Annotated in this window: 17 protein-coding genes; 11 read left to right on the top strand and 6 right to left on the bottom strand. The window is 62.7% G+C overall.

The features are described 5' to 3' along the window. Window positions 1–227: 227 nt before the first annotated feature. Window positions 228–1,025 carry a transcriptional regulator gene (locus tag HPQ62_RS04805; RefSeq protein ID WP_174801324.1) on the bottom strand — a complete coding sequence of 266 codons (798 nt, stop codon included), beginning with the start codon at window positions 1,023–1,025 and terminating at the stop codon, window positions 228–230. A 225-nt stretch (window positions 1,026–1,250) separates the two neighbouring features. Between HPQ62_RS04805 and HPQ62_RS04800 the strand changes: the two genes are divergently transcribed. The 11 genes from HPQ62_RS04800 (at window position 1,251) to HPQ62_RS04750 (ending at window position 13,071) form a co-directional block, all read left to right on the top strand. Next, on the top strand, window positions 1,251–2,831 hold the full coding sequence (locus tag HPQ62_RS04800) for an ABC transporter substrate-binding protein (protein WP_174801323.1): 1,581 nt from the start codon (window positions 1,251–1,253) through the stop codon (window positions 2,829–2,831). A 49-nt stretch (window positions 2,832–2,880) separates the two neighbouring features. Next, complete coding sequence (locus tag HPQ62_RS04795; protein WP_425312593.1) at window positions 2,881–3,912, top strand: ABC transporter permease; 1,032 nt, start codon at window positions 2,881–2,883, stop codon at window positions 3,910–3,912. After that, a complete protein-coding gene (locus HPQ62_RS04790; RefSeq protein ID WP_174801322.1) occupies window positions 3,909–4,733 on the top strand; it encodes an ABC transporter permease in 825 nt (274 codons plus the stop codon). Before HPQ62_RS04795 ends, HPQ62_RS04790 begins: the two co-directional genes overlap by 4 nt. A 58-nt stretch (window positions 4,734–4,791) precedes the next feature. After that, window positions 4,792–6,378: an ABC transporter ATP-binding protein gene (locus HPQ62_RS04785; RefSeq protein WP_174801450.1), complete on the top strand. Its 1,587-nt coding sequence runs from the start codon at window positions 4,792–4,794 to the stop codon at window positions 6,376–6,378. A 73-nt stretch (window positions 6,379–6,451) separates the two neighbouring features. Continuing rightward, entirely contained in the window at window positions 6,452–8,446 is a 1,995-nt protein-coding gene (locus tag HPQ62_RS04780; protein WP_174801321.1) for a CocE/NonD family hydrolase, read from the top strand. A gap of 344 nt (window positions 8,447–8,790) precedes the next feature. Continuing rightward, window positions 8,791–9,282 (top strand): Ldh family oxidoreductase, encoded by a 492-nt coding sequence (locus HPQ62_RS04775; RefSeq protein ID WP_174801320.1) that lies wholly within the window; start codon window positions 8,791–8,793, stop codon window positions 9,280–9,282. A 24-nt stretch (window positions 9,283–9,306) separates the two neighbouring features. Next, entirely contained in the window at window positions 9,307–9,708 is a 402-nt protein-coding gene (locus tag HPQ62_RS04770; protein ID WP_174801319.1) for a RidA family protein, read from the top strand. 4 nt (window positions 9,709–9,712) lie between these two features. Next, entirely contained in the window at window positions 9,713–10,603 is an 891-nt protein-coding gene (locus HPQ62_RS04765) for a fumarylacetoacetate hydrolase family protein (protein ID WP_174801318.1), read from the top strand. A gap of 26 nt (window positions 10,604–10,629) precedes the next feature. Further along, window positions 10,630–11,415, top strand: a complete 786-nt coding sequence (locus HPQ62_RS20960; RefSeq protein ID WP_206678044.1) for a cupin domain-containing protein — start codon at window positions 10,630–10,632, stop codon at window positions 11,413–11,415. Then, on the top strand, window positions 11,415–12,362 hold the full coding sequence (locus tag HPQ62_RS04755) for an amidohydrolase family protein (protein ID WP_174801317.1): 948 nt from the start codon (window positions 11,415–11,417) through the stop codon (window positions 12,360–12,362). The genes HPQ62_RS20960 and HPQ62_RS04755 overlap by 1 nt, the downstream gene beginning before the upstream one ends. Before the next feature lie 502 nt (window positions 12,363–12,864). Beyond that, window positions 12,865–13,071 (top strand): hypothetical protein, encoded by a 207-nt coding sequence (locus tag HPQ62_RS04750; RefSeq protein ID WP_174801316.1) that lies wholly within the window; start codon window positions 12,865–12,867, stop codon window positions 13,069–13,071. Between the two features lie 56 nt (window positions 13,072–13,127). Here HPQ62_RS04750 and HPQ62_RS04745 read toward each other — a convergent pair whose 3' ends face one another. The 5 genes from HPQ62_RS04745 to HPQ62_RS04725 are packed head-to-tail and all read right to left on the bottom strand — an operon-like array spanning window position 13,128 to window position 18,070. Continuing rightward, on the bottom strand, window positions 13,128–14,174 hold the full coding sequence (locus HPQ62_RS04745; RefSeq protein WP_174801315.1) for a DUF2218 domain-containing protein: 1,047 nt from the start codon (window positions 14,172–14,174) through the stop codon (window positions 13,128–13,130). Beyond that, complete coding sequence (locus HPQ62_RS04740) at window positions 14,171–15,004, bottom strand: ABC transporter ATP-binding protein (RefSeq protein ID WP_174801314.1); 834 nt, start codon at window positions 15,002–15,004, stop codon at window positions 14,171–14,173. The genes HPQ62_RS04745 and HPQ62_RS04740 overlap by 4 nt, the downstream gene beginning before the upstream one ends. Then, window positions 15,001–16,041, bottom strand: a complete 1,041-nt coding sequence (locus tag HPQ62_RS04735; RefSeq protein ID WP_174801313.1) for a FecCD family ABC transporter permease — start codon at window positions 16,039–16,041, stop codon at window positions 15,001–15,003. The genes HPQ62_RS04740 and HPQ62_RS04735 overlap by 4 nt, the downstream gene beginning before the upstream one ends. Continuing rightward, window positions 16,038–17,033, bottom strand: coding sequence for a FecCD family ABC transporter permease (locus tag HPQ62_RS04730; protein WP_244629572.1), 996 nt, complete (start codon window positions 17,031–17,033; stop codon window positions 16,038–16,040). Before HPQ62_RS04730 ends, HPQ62_RS04735 begins: the two co-directional genes overlap by 4 nt. A 26-nt stretch (window positions 17,034–17,059) precedes the next feature. Further along, window positions 17,060–18,070, bottom strand: coding sequence for an iron-siderophore ABC transporter substrate-binding protein (locus HPQ62_RS04725; protein WP_174801311.1), 1,011 nt, complete (start codon window positions 18,068–18,070; stop codon window positions 17,060–17,062). Between the last annotated feature and the right edge of the window lie 213 nt (window positions 18,071–18,283).

Here is an 18,283-nt window from a genome sequence, read left to right as displayed (position 1 = left end):
TTGAACAGGGCTCTGAAGTTCAGCGTTTTGTGCGTGCGCAGGCACGGAAAATGGCCCTTGCATGGCCGGCTGCGGTGCCCGGGGCCGTTTGTCCCGGATCTCCGCCGTGACTGCAGGGCCTTGATTGCGAACGTTTCGATTGCAGATGGCTGCCGGCCTGCATCTATCGAGAGTATGTCCTGTTGCGGCGCGGTTGCTCGCGGGCGCTTCCAAGCGCCGGCCCGGACTTACCGGGCGGTCACCAGGGTGTGGTTTTCGCCTTCGCTGTTCAGGTAGCGGCGGACGGGGAGTGGCAGCTTCGGTGATCTTTCTGCGATCAGGCCGCATCCCTCCAGAAGCTTGCGCTTGTCGGGGTTCGTGCCGACGGCGCGCCAGATCGTGCGTGTCGAATAGGGCATGTTTTCCTGTCGCCAGGATACGCCGGTGGTGACGCCGCGAAGATAGGTGCGCTGATGCTCGCCAAACGGCATCAGTGTCGTCTGCGACAGGAACGAGTGTTCGGCCATGCCGCGCTCGACGATGAAGAGCCGATTGCGCCAGTAGGCGGCGAGCCCCGCATATTTCGAAAATTGCCGGATCTCCAGATCGGGGTCATAGATCCGCTCGATCGACTTGACCGTGATCTGGCCAGCCTTTTCTTCAATCAGGGAACAGCTCCGGACAATTTTTCCGGGCCAGGACAGGCTCTTGTGAAAAAGTTCGTAGTAGCCCGCGTAGGAGCGCAAGGCCGGGAGGTTCCCGGGAAAGCCGTCTCGCAAGAGCGAGATGGGTCCAACAGCTTCGGCCGGCGTCTCGAGAAGCTCCTGGAACCGCTTTTCGGGAAGCTCGAAATCCTGCGGGCCAAGACCGAAATACCGCGCGATCCTCCCTGTATTGTAAGGGGAGGGGCGACTTTGGGCGGCGAGGTAGCGATTGAACTGCTGCCGGTTGATACCGATCTCGCGGCAGATTGCCGTGATCGACGGGCGCGTGTCGCAGGCGAACCGTAGATTGGTCGCCAAATTGCTCTTGATCGGTGCAGTCATCTGCGGCCTGGACATTCCTCATAGCGTCAATTCGCGTCAGTTCGCGTCAATACGCGAAGTTGTCTGCTCCGCGCAAGGTGCTTATTCATCTGCCCATGTTTTTTGACCTGAGGGTCGATTGCGCCCTCAGCTATTCAGATGACGCCTTTCGCAAGTATCCGCGGCCGCTCTTTTCGGGCGGCATAAGCGAGATGCTGCCATGTTAAGTCAGTCAGGGGAAACCAGATGAAGAACAGAAAAGCCTCCATTCAGCAGGGCGGTCTCAACCGCCGCGCCTTTCTTGCCTCGGCAGCCGCGGCCGGATTTGCCGCCACCGCTTCCGGTCTTCTGATGCCGCGCGAGAGCTTTGCCGCCGAAGAGCCGCAGCGTGGCGGCAATCTCGTCCTTGGCCTGGATGGCGGACAGACCACCGATGTGCTCGATCCCGGCACCTATGCCGGCAGCACCATGTTTCTGGTGGGCTTCACCTGGGGCGACCGGCTGGTGACCACTGATCCGGTGTCCGGCGAAGCGCTGCCGAGCCTTGCCGAAAGCTGGACCACGTCCGGCGACGCGAAGACATGGACCTTCAAGCTGCGCAAGGACGTTCGCTTCCATGATGGCTCGCCGTTCACCGTCAATGATGCTGTCCAGACACTCCGCCGCCATTCCGACAAGGATTCCACCTCCGCAGCCCTCGGGCTTCTCGAAGAGATCGAAACCATCGAGGAAAGCGGCGGCGACCTGGTCATCACGCTGAAGAACGGCAATGCCGACCTGCCGCTGATGCTGACCGACTATCATCTGCAGATCCAGAAGAATGGCGGGATGGATGATCCCAACAGCGTCATCGGTACCGGCCCCTACAAGCTCGAAAGCTTCGAACCCGGCATCCGGATCACCTTTTCCAAGAATGAGGATGACTGGAACGAGGATCGCGGCTTCGTCGACAGCGTCGAGGTTCTCGTCATCAACGACAATACGGCCCGCATCGCGGCGCTGTCGTCCGGCAAGGTGCATTTCATCAACACGCTGAGCCCGAAGACGATGTCATTGCTGTCGCGGGCGCCGAATGTCGAAACCATCAGCACCAAGGGCAAGGGCTTCTATTCCTTCCTGATGCATGGCGACACCGCGCCCTTCGACAACAACGACCTGCGGATGGCGCTGAAGCTTGCCATCGACCGCGAGGCGATGCTGAAGACCGTTCTCGGCGGCTATGGCACGATCGGCAATGACTATCCCGTCAACGATGCCTATGCGCTGGCGCCGACCGATATTCCGCAGCGTGCTTACGACCCGGAAGAGGCCGCGCATTACTTCAAGAAGTCCGGCCATGAAGGTCCGGTCCTGCTGCGCACCTCCGATGCCGCCTTTACCGGCGCGGTCGACGCTTCGGTCCTGTTTCAGGCCAATGCCAAGGAAGCGGGCATCGACATCCAGCTCCAGCGCGAGCCTTCCGACGGATACTGGTCGAATATCTGGAACAAGAAGCCGTTCTGCGCCTCCTACTGGGGCGGCCGGGCGACGCAGGATATCCGCTACACCACGACACAGCTTTCGACATCGACGTGGAACGACACCCGCTTCAAGGATCCCGAATTCGACAAGATGCTGCTTGAGGCCCGTGCCGAGACCGATCAGGAGAAGCGCCGGGCGCTCTACCGCCAGATGGCGATAACGGTGCGCGACAATAGCGGCCTCATCCTGCCGGTGTTCAACAACTATCTCAACGCCCGTTCGGTGAAGCTGAAGGGCTGGATCGATGATGTCGGCAACGACCTGTCCAACGGCCAGATCGCAAGCCGCGCCTGGCTCATTTCCTGATCCGGCAACAGAGGAAGCCGCGGGCCAGACCCGCGGCTTTCATGACCCCATGACAGACACGCAACCAAACCCTTCCACCCCAGTCGCCGCGCCGCCGCCGGGCCCTGTCGTCGTCCTGCGCGCGCGCTTTCCCATGGCAAGCCGCATTGCCGAACGGATCGTGCTCGGCATCGGCCTGCTTCTTGCCAGCTCGATCCTGATCTTCGCCGGGATCGAAGTGCTGCCGGGCGATTTTGCCACCACCTATCTCGGTCAGGCGGCAACGCCGCAGGCAATCGCCAACCTCAGCGCCGAATTCGGGCTCGACCGGCCCCTGGTGACCCGCTACTTCGAGTGGCTCGTCAACATTTTGCATGGCGATTTCGGGAATTCATGGGCGAGCGGCCAGTCGGTCAGCGGCCAGATCGCCGACCGCCTGGGCAATTCGATGCTGCTGGCAGGCGCTGCCGCCGTGATCGCGGTGCCGCTTGCCGTCGGCCTAGGCCTGATCGCTGTCCTCTATCGCGACCGGCTCATGGACCGACTGATCAATCTTGTGTCGCTTGCCGCCGTTTCGCTGCCGGAATTCTTTGTCGCCTACCTGCTGATCATGGTGTTCGTGGTCCAGCATCCGGTCGCGGCGTTCCCGGCCACGGTCTATGACAGCATGAGCCTGTGGGAGAAGCTGCAGACGATCATCCTGCCGGTCGCGACACTCGTTCTGGTCGTTCTGGCACACATGATGCGCATGACGCGTGCCGCGATCATCAATGTCATGTCGTCAGCCTATATGGAGACTGCGGAACTGAAGGGCATCGGCGCCCTGCGGGCGATCGTCAAACATGCCGCGCCCAATGCGCTCGCGCCGATCATCAATGTCGTCGCGCTCAACCTGGCCTATCTGATCGTCGGGGTCGTGGTTGTCGAAGTCGTTTTCGTCTATCCAGGCATGGGCCAGTATATGGTGGATGCGGTGACGGTGCGCGACCTGCCTGTGGTGCAGGGCTGCGGGCTGATCTTCTCGGCCATCTACATCCTCCTCAACATGGTCGCCGACATTCTCTCCATCCTTGTCAATCCACGCCTGAGGCACCCACGATGAATATGCGATCCATTCCGCTGACGGCATGGATCGGCATGGCGGGCATCGCCATTGCCGTCATCGCTGCCGCCTTCGCACCCTTTCTTGCACCCTTCGGCGAAAACCAGATTGTAGGAACACCCTGGGAGCCGGGGAGCAGCGCGTTTCCGCTCGGGACCGACAATCTTGGCCGGGACCTGCTCTCGCGCTTGATCTACGGGGCGCGCATGACGCTATTCGTGTCGTTCTGCGCTACGGTTCTGGCCTTTTCCCTTGGGGTCGTTCTCAGCTTCGTGGGCGCTGTCATGCGCGGTGTGGTCGATATGGGCCTGTCGCGTCTCAACGACCTGATGATGTCGATCCCGACGCTGATCTTCGCACTGATCGTGCTGGCGGCGCTGCCGCAGAACCTGTTCGTGCTGATCGTGGTCATGGCGGTGCTCGATTCCACACGCGTCTTCCGTCTCGGACGGGCGCTGGCAGGCGATATCGCGGTGATGGACTTCGTCGAAGCGGCACGGCTGCGCGGCGAGAAGACGCTGTGGATCGTGTTCCGCGAGATCCTTCCCAATGCGATGACCCCGCTTCTGGCCGAATTCGGCCTGCGCCTCGCCTTTGCGGTGCTGTTCATTTCGACGCTCTCCTTCCTCGGCCTCGGCATTCAGCCGCCGACCGCCGACTGGGGCGGCATGGTCAAGGACAACAAGGACGGCATCATCTTCGGCGTGTCCGCAGCGCTGGTGCCGGGCGCGGCCATTGCCGCCCTCACCATTTCGATCAATCTCGTTGTCGACTGGCTGCTGAAACGCACGTCCAGCCTGAAAGGGGGCCGCGGTGGCTGAGCTTCAAACGCACGATGGATCACCTCTGCTTGAGGTCCGCAACCTCCAGATCGGCGCCATGGCCTATCCGCCGGGCGAGCGTCCGCATAAGATCGAGATCGTCAGGGGCGTGAGCTTCACGCTGGAACGCGGCAAGGTTCTCGGCCTGATCGGTGAATCGGGCGCGGGCAAGTCGACGATCGGGCTTTCTCCTCTCGCCTATGGGCGCGGCGGCGTCACCATTACCGGCGGCGAGGTTCTGCTCGATGGCATCGACATTCTGAAACTCGGAAAGTCCGGGACGCGGGCGCTTCGCGGCGCGCGGGTCTGCTACGTCTCGCAATCGGCGGCGGCCTCGTTCAATCCCGCCCACAAGCTTGGCGATCAGGTGATCGAGGCGACCGTTCGCCACGGGCTCATGAGCCGGACAGAGGCGCGCGCGCGGGCCGTGGACCTGTTTGATATCCTGGGCCTGCCGGAGCCGGAAACCTTCGGCAACCGCTATCCCCATCAGGTATCGGGCGGTCAGCTGCAGCGGGCAATGACGGCCATGGCGCTCTGCAGCCGGCCGGAACTGATCGTCTTCGACGAGCCGACCACGGCGCTCGACGTTACCACCCAGATCGACGTTCTGGCAGCGATCAAGACAGCGATCGCGAAAACCGGTACCGCCGCGCTCTACATTACCCATGATCTCGCGGTCGTGGCGCAGGTTGCCGATGACATCATGGTGCTGCGCAACGGCGAAACCGTGGAATATGGCAGCGTCCAGAAGATCATCGAGAATCCGGATGCCGAATACACCCGAGACCTGGTGAACGTCCGCGCGATCCGTCACACGGAGGCGGCGGACCAGTCCGAGCGCTTCTTCGAGATGAAGAACATCTCCGCCGCCTATGGCGCAACGCCCGTTCTGTTCGATGTTTCGCTGCATGTGCCGAAGGGCCAGACGCTAGCGATTGTCGGCGAATCCGGTTCGGGCAAATCGACGCTCGCGCGGGTCGCCACGGGCCTGTTGCCGCCGTCCGCCGGCAGCGTCCGCTTTGACGGGCAGGATATGCCGCCGGCGCTGAAAAGCCGCAGCCGTGAGGAATTGCGAAGGCTGCAGCTGATCTACCAGATGGCCGATACCGCGATGAACCCGCGCCAGACCGTCGGTGGCATCATCGGCAGGGCGGTGACATTCTACGAGGGCTTGCGCGGGTCTTCGCGGCGAAACCGCGTCAATGATCTGCTCGAGCAGATCGAAATGGGCAGCGGCTTCTATGACCGCTATCCGGCCGAGCTCTCCGGCGGCCAGAAGCAGCGCGTGGCGATTGCCCGCGCGCTGGCCGCGCAGCCGGAGTTGATCATCTGCGACGAACCGACCTCGGCCCTCGATCCGCTGGTCGCCGACGGCATCTTGAAACTGCTGCTGCAGCTTCAGAAGGAAAAGCAGCTTTCCTACGTGTTCATCACCCACGATATCGCCATTGTCCGCGCCATTGCCGACAGTGTCGCGGTGATGCACCGGGGCAGGCTGGTCCGTTTCGGTCCCAAATCGGAAGCTTTGACACCGCCTTTCGATGATTACACCGACCTGCTGCTGAATTCCGTGCCCGAAATGAAGATCGGCTGGCTGGAAGAGGTGCTGCAAAGCCGCAGGATTTCAAGCGCGGGCAATTGAAGAATTCCGGCCGGGCCGCAATGGCGGCCCGCGCCCGTCTCCCGAAAAATTCGAATACGAGAAGGTCAAAACCATGGCGCAACAAGGCTTCACGACGTCCGAAGACCAGTGGATCACGCTGAAGGACGGCACGCGCCTCGCAACGCGAATCTGGATGCCGGAGGGCGCCGGGGACAAGCCGGTGCCAACCGTGCTCGAATATCTGCCCTACCGCAAACGTGGCGGGACGGATCCGCGCGACGAATCCACCTATCCGGTGTTCGCCGCCGCCGGCATTGCCGGTGTCCGGGTCGATATCCGCGGCTCGGGCGAATCCGAAGGGGTCATCGACGGCGAATACACCCCGCGCGAACTCTCCGATGCCTGCGAAATCCTCGAATGGATTGCAGCCCAGCCCTGGTCGAACGGCAATGTCGGCATGATGGGTATTTCCTGGGGCGGCTTCAACTGCCTGCAGGTGGCAGCCCTCAAGCCGCCGCAGCTGAAGGCCGTGATCTCGATCGCTTCGACCGTCGACCGCTACAATGACGACATCCACTACAAGAACGGCACGCATCTATCCGCCCAGCTTTCCTGGGCGGGCACGATGCTCGCCTATCAGTCGCGGTCTCCCGATATCGATCTGGTCGGCGACCGGTGGAAGGAGATGTGGCTGGAGCGGCTCGAAGGCGAGCCCTTCTTCATGGAGGAATGGCTTGCGCATCAGCGCCGTGACGATTTCTGGAAACACGGCTCCATCTGCGAGGATTTCGACGGATTTCCCGTGCCGGCGCTCGTCATTGCCGGCTGGGCGGATGGCTATCGCAACACGCCGCTGAAGGCCATCGAAGGGCTCGATGAGCGGGCCAAGGCGATCATCGGCCCGTGGATCCACAAGTACCCGCATTTCGCATGGCCGAAGCCGCGCATGGATTTTCATGCCGAGGCGATTGCATGGTGGAAGCGCTGGCTGGACGATGCCGACAACGGTGCGGAGGCGTTGCCGCAAATGCGCGCCTATATTCTCGATGGGCCGCGTCCGGCGCTGCGGCGCGAGAACGATCCGGGCTACTGGATCGCCAAGAAGGACTGGGAAGAGCCGCAGACCCAAATGCTGACCGTCGCTGCCGATGGCGCGCTGAATGCAAACGGCGCCAGCGAGGGGACCGGCGACATCTATCTGCGTTCCCCGCTCGATACCGGCACCAGCGGCGGCGAGTGGTTCACGCTGAAGCCCGACGCGGAAATCGCCGGCGATCAGCGCATCGATGACGGCGGCTCGCTGATCTTCCGATCTGCGCCGCTTGACGAAGAGGTCGTCTATCTCGGCATGCCGGAATTGACGGTCGATGTTGCCTGCGCCGGCGATTGGGAAAACCTTGCCGTCCGCATCATCGATGTCCATCCCGACGGTACCGAGACCCGCGCATGCTACGGCGTGCTGAACCTCGCCCATCGCAATGGCAACGAGATTCCGGAAAACATGCCGCGCGGCGACAAGATCCGCATTTCCATGCAACTCGATGCCATGGGCTATCGTTTCGCGCCCGGTCATCGCATCAAGCTTGCGCTTTCGACGAGCTACTGGCCGATCATCCTGCCATCGCCGCAGGCGCCGGGCCTCACGATCGATACCGCGAGCATCCGCCTTGCGATGCCGCTTCTTGGTGCCCATGAGCGCATCACCGTCGATGCGCCGGAAAACCCAGACCCGCTTCCGCAGTATGAAATGCGGCTGCCCGACGAAACCCGCCGGTCGGTCGAACGGGATCTGGTCACCGGGCGCACTCATTACCGCATCTACGAGGACACCGGTCTGGAAGTGCATCCCGGAAACGGATTGCGCACCCAGGAAATCCGCAACGAGGACTGGTCGATCGACCCGAACGATCCTCTGTCGATGACAGGGGATATCGACTGGAACATCCGGATTGAACGCGATGGCTGGTCGGTTGCGACAAGGACCACCACGACAATGCGCTGCACCGAAACGGACTGGATCATTGCCGCAAGCGTGACTGCCTTAGAAGGCGAGCGGGAAATCTTTGCCAAGACGTTCGAACAACGCATTCCGCGCGACTTCATGTAGGCGAGAGCGCTGCCCGCAGACACCGGCACGACGCAGCGCGCGAACGGCTCTCCGGCATGCCGGAGCGGCGTTTGCGTGGGTCGGGTTTCAAACCTGAACGATGGTAGAGAGCATTCCGCCGCCGGCCGCAGCGCCAGTGCGTTGCCGCGAGATCAAGGAAGGATCATCGCGGCGACGGCCTCCGGGCCCCTCGGCAGCAGGCGGTTCGGCTCGACCGAGCATGGGCCGCCGAATGGATCGAGGCGGAGAGGATCCAGCATCAGGCTGCCTTTGCAAGACTGCGGGGAACCTGGTTGGGGCAGGGGCCCGATTGCAAGAAGGAGCCGCATCAGCTCCTGCCTGACATGACCACGCGACGGCCATGTCAGGCAAAGACGGCAAGCTGGGCCGTCAAGTCCGATGGCTCCCCGACCACCGATCCCGAGGAGGCGATTGAGGGCATGCTGCTTCCAACAGCCGGACCGAAGGGCTTTGGCCTCGCGCTCTCGATCGATCTTTTGTGCGGAATACTTTCGGGCGGGGCGATGGGTTCCGACGTGATGCCGCTCTATGGCAGCGCCGATGTGCCCTATGACTGTTCCCACGTGCTGATCGCGATCGACGTCGGACATTTCGGCGATGCGGCGACCGCCAGGGCCAGGGTCGAGGCATTCTGCAATGCCATACGAGACGGAGCCAAGGCCCCCGGCGTCGACCGCTTGTTCACGCCGGGCGAGCCCGAATGGCAGCGTCGCACGAAATGGGGCGACGAGGTGCCCCTGGATGCGTCGGTGCTCAACGCGCTGAAGGAGCTCGCCCGCGAGCTTGGAACCGAGATCAAGACAACTCCCCGGTAATGTGAAACAGGAAAGGCTACACTCATGCCGAAGCAGGAAATCACCTCCCCAAACCTCCGCACGCCGAATGGCCATTTTTCTCAGGCAACGACGATCGAAGCCAGGGGCAAGCTCGTGTTTGTCTCGGGCATGACGGCGCGGCGCGCGGACGGAACGATTGCGGGCATTGGCGATATCACCGAGCAGACCCGTCAGGTCTGCGAGAATGTGAAGTCCGCCGTCGAGAGGGCTGGCGGCACGCTGGATGACGTTTGCCGCGTCGACGTTTATGTGCGCAACATCGAGGATTTCGAAAAGATCCATGCAGTGCGGCGTGAATATTTCAAGTCACCCCTCCCGGCATCGACAATGGTCGAGGTCAGCAAGATGGTATTCCCGGAATATCTGATCGAGATCTCCGCCATCGCCGTCATTCCGGAGGCATGAGCAGATGCTGCACCTGGCATCCATCAATCTGAATGGCGCGCCGCGCCTTGCCTTCAAGGACGACGATCGCTTCCGCCTGCTTCCGGGCGACATGACCACGATGCAGGATGCGATCGTCGCGGGCAGCCCGGCATTGATCGAGCTATCGAACCGTGGCGACCTTGAACCCATTGCCTTTGACCCAGCCTTGCTGGTTGCGCCGAGAACGGGTAGCCGCCGCGATATTCTCTGCGCGGGTTGGAACTACTGGGACCATTTCGAAGAGGGCAGGGGGCGGCGCGACGGCCAGGATGTCGACCGTCCCGAGCACCCGACCTTCTTCACCAAGGGGCCCGATACGATGATCGACCCCTTTGGGGAAATTGCCTATGATCCCGAAATCTCCGCCAAATGGGACTATGAGGTCGAACTCGCGCTGATCATCGGCAAGGATGGCCGGAGCATTTCAGAAGACAGTGCCCTCGATCACGTGTTCGGATATTGTCTTGCCAACGACATATCGCAAAGGGACCAGCAACGCGCCCATGGCGGCCAGTGGCTCAAGGGCAAGAGCATTGACGGCACAATGCCGTTCGGCCCTTACGTAACGCTTGCGTTCGATGTTGATCCGGGCGCGGTCGACCTCGAATGCATCGTCAACGGGGAAACGGTCCAGAGCGCTTCCACGAAACTGATGGCGTTCTCCGTTCCCCAGCTGATTGCCGAACTGTCCTTTGGCATGACGCTCCGCGCGGGCGATATTCTCTTGACGGGAACGCCTGCAGGCGTTGGCAATGCCCGCACGCCACAACTATTTCTGAAGGAAGGGGATGAAGTCATCTGCCGCAGTCCGCAATTGGGCGAGCTTCGCAATCGCCTCGGTGCGACAGACCTGCATTCGACTTTCATCGCCTGACCCGCTCTTCAAGGAGATCCATCATCATGAGCGAAGATTTCGGCTTTGCACGCGCCGCAGAACGCGGCATCACACTGGGGCAGATCGGTCATCGAATTGTTGAAGAGAACGACTTGACCCGCGTTTGGGAGGTTCGGCTCGAGCCCGGCGAAGAGCTGGGCTTCCATATCCACTATCACCCCTATTGCGTGATTTCGCTGGGCGGGGGTGCGAACCGGATCGAGACGATTTTCGGAGAAGAGATCGCGACCGATGAACCGCTCGGGCACACCGTCTTCATCGACCAGAAGCGCCCGATCCACAAGCTCAAGAATGTTTCCGACACACTCTATCTTTCGCGTTTGATCGAGTTCAAGGCCCAGCGCTGGAGCTACGTTGATGACCCGTCGAATGCGAGGCCGCAGGCGGATGGCAGCGCACCGGAAGGATATGCTGCTGCGTTCAGGGAAATTCTGACGCAGACCGCCGACCTGCCATGGGAGCCCAAATCTCTCGATGGGCTGTCGCAGAAGATGCTGTGGCGCAACGAGGAGACCGGCGCCTCGATCGCGCTGATCCGGTTTGAAAAGGGCGTTGGCATTCCCAATGCGCACGCCCATGCATCCAACCAGTTCATGTTCTGCCTTTCAGGCAGGTATCGCTATATTCCGACCGGCACGACGCTGGTCGCCGGATCGTTCTATTGCAATCCGGTGGGAAGCGTCCACGGCCCGACCATTGCCGACGAGACGACGGTCTTCCTGGAAATCTACGACGGCCCTCACTATCCCGTGCAGCCGCCGTGGTACACGGATCCCAAGGATGCCCACTGATGGAGGGTGGCTGGGACATTCACACCCATCTTCTGCCGGTTGACATAACCGAGAAGGCACAGTCGGGCGCATACGGAATGAAGCCGGGCGACGGCTTCGTCGAGGTGCATGGCTTCAGGCTTCAGCTTTCCGCCATGGGCAGGCCGGAAAACCTGGTCAAGCGGATTGATCAGGACGGTCTCGATGGCGCTGTCGCCGCCGCACCGCCGCCGTTGTTTCGCGCGGATCTGCCTGCTGGCGAACGCAGGGGCTATGTCGACTGGTTGAATGCGGGTGTTCTCAAGGCCAGCGGGGCCGACCCGCGGATCAGGGCCATGGCCTATCTGCCGACGGATCTGCCCGAATGCGCGCTCGAAGTCGCGGCGTCGCTGACGCCGGACTGGGCCGGCGTGATCATCGGGACCGATATCGGCGCCCACAGCTATGCGGACGAGGCCTATCATCCGCTTTGGGCGCTCCTCTGCGAACGCCGGCTGCCGGTCCTCATCCACCCGTCCGAATCAAGGGATCGCCGGCTCGCGCCCTTTTACCTGTCCAATCTGATGGGCAATCCGATGGAAACGACGCTTGCCGCGGCACAAATGATCTTCGGGGATGTTCCGACGCGCTATCCCGATCTCAAGGTCATCCTGTCGCATGGCGGGGGAGCGCTTGCGCAGCTTGTCGGCCGGTGGCAGCGTGGTTTCGACAGCAACCGGCCGGGGATCAAGCCCTTGGGAGCAAGTCCCATCGATGCGGTCAGATGGTTCTATCTCGATACGATCGTGCATTCGGAAGCCGTGCTTGAGCTGTTGCTGAAGACGGTCGGCGAAGATCATCTCCTCCTGGGGAGCGACTGGCCTTTCCCGATGGGTACCGCAAGCGCCGAGGATGATCTGAAGCATTTGCCCGATCGGCTCAAGCGCAAGATCCGCCTTGAGAACGCAGGCCGTGTTTTTCAGCTCTGACAATCCTTGATGGGTGCAAAGGCGGGCGGGTGCGTCCTGACCGCCATGCGGTTTCTGGCAGCAGAGGCTGCTCGGAGCCTGACGCGGATCCGGAGAAACCTGCGCCTGGCACAATGACAACCCGGTTCCGTCGCGGGTGCGTGGCCCCTGGGGCAGCAGCCCCCTCACCGGGGGGCGGTGCGTTGCGGCCGCGCACTGAAGATCCGCGAAGGGTGACGACGCAAGGCCTGGTGAGGCGTGCGGCGGGCCGATCCTGTGGCACGCATTGTCGGGGCGAGAATGGCCGAGATGCAGCGGGCATATCCGATGTCTTGGAATATAAGCACGCAGGATGCAGCGATCTATTGCCTTTGCGTGGAAAGACGGCGGACCACGTTTGAGGTTGTCACGATCCGAAACCGATAGGCAAACTGCCTCTGCCGTCATCCGCTCGCGCATCAGGCTGCCGATCGCGCCATGAAGGGGCTGGACGATTGGCGGCAAATCGGCAATTCATTGATTCATGAAAACACTTTCCCTCATCTTCGGCATCCTGCTCCTGATCGGAACATTCGTCTGGTTCTCCTACTTCGTGCCATTGGGCTGCGCGATGAACACCACCGGCTGCCGGGAGGAGTTCAGCGTCTGGAGCCAGATCGGGCTCATCCATTTCTGGCTGCCATTGGCGGTTTCGGCGGCAGCGATCATTTTTGGCGTCAGGCGCGCGTGAGAGCGGCGGCGCCGGGGTTGGCTACGCCTGCGTTTTGGTGACCAACCGGCGCCGGATCAGGCGATGCTGTCGCGCTCCCAGTACCACGCGACATACATTTTCCGGCGGTCGTGCTGCCGGTTCTTCAGAAGCGCGCGGATATCGCGGATATCGCCCTTCTCGCAGGCGATCCAGACGAAGGTTTCGCTGTCGAGGCCGGTGATCGCCTCCCTGGTGGCCTCCGCCAGGCTCTTGTGGTCGGCGGAAGCGCGGTGCAGCCAGGTGAGGTCGAGATCGGCGGCCCCGCCGATCGCCTGTTCCTCAAATGCGTTTTCCACCTCGATGATCGCCGTCAGCCGTGTACCTGCCGGCGCTTCGCCGGCTATGCGGGCAATGGCGGGGAGGGCGGCCTCATCGCCGGCAAGGAAGATGTGTTCGGCCTCGGGAACGGCGCCGCCGCCGGGACCGAGAAATGCTGCCCTGTCGCCGGGCTTTGCATCGCGGGCGAAATCGGCGCCGGGCGTCTTCGTGCCCTCAGCCGGATGCTGGAGGAAATCGACCCAGACTTCGCCGCGCTCGATATCAACGAAGCGGATCGTATAGACCCGGATCAGCAACGAATCCGGGCCGTCCGGCCATTTGATCCGGCCGTCTTCGCCGATCACAGGCCAGACCGGCGGCCGGCCCTTTGGCGGCACCAGCAGGCGGACATGCATGTTGCCGCCGATGAACGGCGTCACGTCGGCGCAGGCAAACTTGACCCGCAGCATATGCGGCGTCACGCTTTCGGTTGCGACAACGCGGACCTCGTGCAGGTTTGCGGGGGCGGTTGGCGCCGGCGGTTCAGCCCATGTGAGTTCAAGCGGGTCGTCGCCTGCGAAATAGAACAGGTATTCGGCGAGCATGGTGCGCGCCAGTTGCAGCTTCTCTGTGCTTGGCGCGGCAAGCGCGATCGCCAGTTGTTCGCCATCGACCGTGAGCGCCATTGCGCCCGCTTCGGTCGTGATCGTCATCTGTCCGTCGGAATGCGCGATATCGAAATGCTCGCCCAGATGCTCTTTCAGGGTATCGAGCATGAGCGCCGGTGCTTTCGGCCGGGCGATGCCGGCAAGGTGGAACGTCATGGCGTTTTCCTTTCTGGCTTTTCGGTCGGCGTTTCGCCGCTGTGGTGGCGGCCCATCGGCAGCATCATCGGCCGGGCGGAAACCGGGTCGGTGATGATCCTGCTTTCAAGGCTGAAGACCGCGCGGATGTGGTCCTCGGTCAGCACCGTTTCCGGCGTGCCCGCCACATGAAGCCGTCCGGCCTTCATCGCTACCAGGTGATCGGCATAGCGTGCCGCCAGGTTGAGATCGTGCAGCACCATCACGACGGTGGTTCCGTGCTTCCGGTTGAGGTCGGTCAGAAGGTCCAGCACCTCGATCTGATGGCTGATGTCGAGAAATGTGGTCGGTTCGTCGAGCAGCAGGATATCGGTCTCCTGGGCCAGCACCATGGCGATCCAGACCCGCTGGCGCTGCCCGCCGGACAGTTCGTCGACGGCGCGGTCGGCAAGATCCGCCGTTCCCGTCGTATCGAGCGCAAGGGCCACCGCTGCGTCATCCTTCGCGCTCCAGCGCGAAAACATGGTCTGATGCGGGTGGCGGCCACGACTGACCAGATCGGAAACCGTGATTCCCTCCGGCGCGAGCGGCGACTGGGGTAGCAGACCGAGGGTGCGTGCCAGCAGCTTCGTCGGTGTGCGGTGGATGGCCTTGCCGTCGAGCAGCACCGCGCCCCGCTTTGGCGTCAGGAGCCGCGATAGCGTCTTGAGCAGGGTCGACTTGCCACAGGCATTGGCCCCGACAATCGCCGTGATCCGGCTTTCCGGCACGGTGAAGCTGAGATCGTCGAGCACGATCTTGTCGCCATAGCCGGTGGTGATGCCTTCTGCGCTGAGAACATGACGGTTCATGGCGCTCTTTCCGATCTGTTGGCGCGAATGATGAGATAGATGAGATAGGGTGCCCCTAGCGCCCCGGTGACGACGCCGACGGGATAGCGTGCCGGCAGCAGGAACTGGCCGGCATAATCGGCGATGAGAACGAGGCTTGCGCCGACCATGGCGGCCGGGATCAGCAGGGAGCCGCCGCTGCGCGTGATGCGCGCGGCGATCGGCCCGGAGAGAAAGGCCACGAAGGCGATCGGCCCGGTGACCGCCGTCGCGATCGCGATCAGGCCTACGGCGGCGATCGTCACCATGAGGCGGGTTCGGGCAATGCCGACGCCGAGCGCTGCGGCCGTATCGTCGCCAAGTCGGAGCGCTTCAAGATCCCGGGCCTTGCCGAGCAGCAGCCCGCCGCAGACGACAAGGCTGAGCACAAGCGGAACCGCCTGATCCGGCCGAGCGCCATTGATGCTGCCCGTCAGCCAGCGCAGCGCCTCCTGCAGGTTCCACATCGGCGCACGCGACAGCACATAGGAGATCATGCTCTCCAGCATCGAGGAAACGCCGATGCCGACGAGGATAAGCCGGGTTCCGGCAACGCCGTTCCTTGCGGCAAGGCCGTAGACGAGAAGCGCGACGCCGAGGCCGGCCGAAACGGCAAAGACCGAGACACTGGCCCCGTCGAGCTTCAGTACCACGATGGCAAACACCGCCGCGGCACTGGCACCGGAACTGATGCCGATAATGTCCGGGCTCGCCAGCGGATTGCGCAGCATGATCTGGAAGGCGACACCGCCAAGGCCGAAGCTCGCCCCGGCCAGCACCGCCAGCATGGCGCGCGGCAGGCGCAATTGCCCGACCGTGAAGGAAAGCCCCGGCACATCCTCGCCGAGCAGCACGCGCAGGACCGCGCCGGGTGGCGCGAAGGACTTGCCCAGCATCAGCGTCAACGCAAACAGGGCGGCAATCAGCGCGACGAACAGCGCCATGACCAGCCGCCGCCGATTGCCGCGCCGGGTTCTCGTCGCGCTCACGCGTTCAAGGGTCGAAGAGGGGGCCGTCATAGTTCGCGCACCTGCTGTCGCCGGACGATCCAGATGAAGACCGGCCCGCCGACCAGCGCGGTGATGATGCCGACTTCGACCTCGCCGGGACGGGCGGCAATGCGCCCGATGATATCGCTCGCCAGGAGCAGGATACCACCGCCAAGGGCCGAGAACGGAAGGAGCCAGCGGTGATCGACGCCGACGATCAGGCGGCACGCATGCGGGACCACGAGCCCGACAAAACCGATCGGCCCGCAGACCGCCGTCGTTGCCCCGCACAGGAGCACAGCTGAAAGCGCTGCGACTGCGCGGCCAAGGGCAACGTTTTCCCCGAGGCCCGCCGCCACTTCGTCGCCCAGCGCCATGGCGTTGAGCTTGCGCGCCGAGATAAAGGCGAGCGCGACGCCGACGGCAAGGAAGGGCAGGACAGGAAGGATGCGGGAAAATGTGGCCCCGCCGACGACACCGATCTGCCAGGAGCGGATGCCGCCGGCGATATCCCCTCTCGGCAGCACGATCGCCATGACCAGCGAGGCAAACGCGATCGAGGTCGCTGCCCCGGCAAGCGTCAGCTTCAGCGGCGTGGCGCCCCCGCGTCCGAGCGAGCCGACGAGATAGACGAAGACTGCGGTGACGCCCGCGCCGAGGATCGCCGTCCATATGTAGGCGTTGGAGGAGCTGATACTGAAAAAGGCGACGCCGATGACAACCGCCAGCGCCGCGCCCATGTTGACGCCGAAAATGCCGGGGTCGGCGAGGGGGTTGCGGGTGATGCCCTGCATCAGCGCGCCGGAAAGCCCGAGTGCGGCGCCCGCCAGCACGGCGAGAACCGTGCGCGGAATGCGCATTGCCACCACGGCCTCGCCGATCGTGTCGTCATGGCCGGAAAGGGCTGCCGCGATATCGGACACGGAAACCCCGCGCGTGCCGATCGCCAGCGAAGCGCCCGCCAGCACCACGACCGCGAGCATTGTGAGGGCCAGCCAGCCCACCCGCCGTCCGCCACCCATGCCGGGGGCAATTTGCCCTTGCGCCCTCATTCCGGCGTTGCGGCTGACTTTCTGGCCGCTGCGGCAAGTTTTGCCACATAGTCATCGAGCACATAGGAGATCGAAAGCGGGGTCGGGTTGGCAGCCGTGCCAAGAGGGTCGGACCCGAGGAGAACGACCGCACCATTCTTCACCGCCGGGATACGGCTCATCAGCGGGTTTGCTTTCATTGCTTCATAGAGCACGTTGTCGCCATAGGCGACGATGATGTCGACATCGTCGAGCGCATCGACCCGCTCGACGCTGAGCGAGCCTGAGAAGCTTGCGCCTTTCGAAGCCGCGACAACGCTTGCAGGCGCCTCAAGCCCGAGATCGGCGAAAAACTGCACGCGCGTGTCATGGGTCGTGTAGAAATTCACCACGCTTAGATCGGTGGCGTCGAGATGGGTTATGAACATTGCCGTCTTGCCGGACAGTTCGGGATATTTTGCAACCTCCGCCGCAATCTCTGCCTCGGTCCGGGCAATCAGCTGATCGCCCTCAGCTGCCATGCCGATGCCGGCACTGTCGAGCCGGATCATGTCGCGCCAGTTGGTCGACCAGGGCGCTTCGGGATAGGCGATCACCGGTGCAATCAGGCTCAGCGTTTCGTAATCGGCGGCAGTCAGTCCGGAATAGGCTGCGAGAATGACGTCCGGCCGGACCTCTGCAACGGCCTCGAAATCAATGCCGTCGCCCTCGTCGAACAGCGGCGGCGGTGCGGCGTCCAGTGTGCCGAGCCGCTCCGAAACCCAGGGCAAAAGCCCGTCTCCGTCATCATCGCCGAAATTGGCCGCCGCGAAGCCGACCGGCACCACGCCGAGCGCCAGTGGTACTTCTTGATTGGCCCAGGCAACGGTCGCCACCCGCTCCGGCTTTTCGGTGATCACGGTCTCGCCGAAGGCATGGCGGATGATGATCGGCTCGGCAAGGGGTTGGCCGGCAAGGGCAGCATCATGTGCGGAGAAGCTGAGCCCGGCTGCCGTGGCGAGCAGGGAGAATAGGAAAAAGCGCCGCATGACGACCTCTTTGAACGCTTAAAGTTGACGCTAACTTTCATGTTTAATAGACGAGGTCAAGCGATAGGCCTGTGCGCGCCGGCGCCGTTGGTGCAGGAGCAGGAGAATCCTTCAAAAACCGAAAAACATACAATACTAGACTAAAACAATCAGGTATTTTCGCGCCGAATATGACAGCCGTTCCGCCGCTGCCGCGCTGACGGATTGCACGGA

The organism is Martelella limonii, assembly GCF_013344475.1.
Classification (GTDB): domain Bacteria; phylum Pseudomonadota; class Alphaproteobacteria; order Rhizobiales; family Rhizobiaceae; genus Martelella; species Martelella limonii.
The sequence above is the reverse complement of the archived record's forward strand: the minus strand, read 5'-3'. Positions and strand labels throughout refer to the sequence as shown.